1 protein-coding gene and 1 pseudogene are annotated in these 1,056 nt (G+C 56.9%); both read right to left on the bottom strand.

Features of this window, described 5'->3' with window-relative positions; genetic code table 11:
- A pseudogene (locus AGR2A_RS03995) lies at positions 1-235 on the bottom strand (flagellin); the annotation flags it as partial.
- Positions 236-581: 346 nt separating this feature from the next.
- A partial coding sequence (locus AGR2A_RS29960) for a flagellin (RefSeq protein WP_286079583.1) occupies positions 582-1,056 on the bottom strand: 475 nt, incomplete at its 5' end.

Here is a 1,056-nt window from a genome sequence, read left to right on the forward strand (position 1 = left end):
CATAGGCGGTGTCGACCTTGGCGGCGCCGAGGCCGAGGGCGTCCTGGACGGCGGAAAGGGCGCCATTATCCGAACGCATCGTGGTCGCGATGGACCAGTAAGCGGCATTGTCGGAAGCTTCCCGGACGCGCTGGCCGGAGGACACGCGGTCCTGCGTGGCTTCCATGTTCTGGCCGATGGAGCGCAGGGTCTGGAGTGCAGTCATTGCTGCGATGTTTGTCAAAATACTCGTCATGTAAATTGCCCCTGTAATGGCTGATTAGAAAAGGGACATTCCGGCTCACCGGGAGCGGCGTACAGCATCATGCCTGCTGACCGGCTACTTTCTTGAAGGTCAGCCCGCCGCTTCGATGGCTTCAGCTAAACGCTGTCGAATTAAAAAATACTTAAAGTAGAAAATAGTTGAGAATAAAATTTATACGTGCATACCATCTAAAAAACTGAAACGTAATATTTGCCATCCGCGTCGGACGGGCTGCCTTGAACGGCCTCCTGGGTCATCGCTTTGAAACGCGGGCGATAAAACGAAAAAAAACCGCGCCGTTTCGGGCGCGGTTCGCATTTGACGATCGGTGTCGGAATTAACGGAAGAGCGAGAGAATGCTCTGCGAGTCGTTGTTGGCGATCGACAGGGCCTGAACAGCGAGCTGCTGCTGGGTCTGAAGGGCCTTCAGCTTGGTGGATTCTTCGTTCATTTCCGCGTCGACGAGGCGGCCGATGCCCTTGTCGAGCGAGTCAGTCAGCTTGTTGACGAAGTTTTCCTGCAATTCGATGCGCATCTTGACCGAGCCAAGGTCGGCGGCGGCGGATGTCATGCTCTGGAGCTGCTTGTCGACGAAGGAAACCATGGCGTCGAGCGCCTGCTCGGGCGTCAGGGTCACGGTGGCGGGACCAACGAGATCCTTGGTGATGTCCAGCGAGGTCAGGGAGTAGGACAGTGACTTTGCGAGCTGACCGTTGGCATCCGTTCTCAGGTAGACGTTTTGGCCATCTTTCGTGGTGCCGATTGCGGAGGTGCCGAGCGCTTTCTGAGCGGTGTCGATGGCGCCGGTGCCT

Source organism: Agrobacterium genomosp. 2 str. CFBP 5494, assembly GCF_900013495.1.
Classification (GTDB): Bacteria; Pseudomonadota; Alphaproteobacteria; order Rhizobiales; family Rhizobiaceae; genus Agrobacterium; species Agrobacterium pusense.